1 protein-coding gene is annotated in these 430 nt (G+C 50.9%); it reads right to left on the minus strand.

The window, feature by feature from the left end:
- Positions 1-169: 169 nt before the first annotated feature.
- The coding region (locus GWG65_RS40340; protein ID WP_250275795.1) for an iron-containing alcohol dehydrogenase at positions 170-430 on the minus strand (261 nt) is incomplete at its 5' end.

A 430-nucleotide genomic window follows, 5' to 3' on the forward strand; every position in this document is an offset into this window, starting at 1 on the left:
GTCATGATCGTCTCCTTGCGGTGTGAGGTATAACAAGGGTAGACGTGACTGGCGAAATCTTCGCCAGTCGGTAACAGCTTTACGACAGCTATCACGAATTTACGGGCAAGGGTTACAGAGATAGTTGAAAAAGCGGCTAACAATTTGCCAGCCGTTGTGGAAATGATGATTACATCGCTGCGCGATAAATCGCCACAATTTCTTCGTGAGTTGCCTGGATCGGGTTAGTAAAGCCACAGGCATCTTTCAGGGCATTAGTCGCCAATACCGCGAAATCTTCTTCTTTCACGTTCAGGTCGCGTAGGCCTGCCGGGATATCCACTTTCTTCGCCAGTTCACGGATGGCGTTAATGCAGGCTTCAGCACCTTCCGCGTCGTTTTTACCTGTCACGTTCACGCCCATTGCAGCGGCACAGTCACGCAGACGTGC

The sequence above is a fragment of the Bradyrhizobium sp. CSA207 genome (genome assembly GCF_029051685.1).
GTDB lineage: Bacteria > Pseudomonadota > Alphaproteobacteria > Rhizobiales > Xanthobacteraceae > Bradyrhizobium.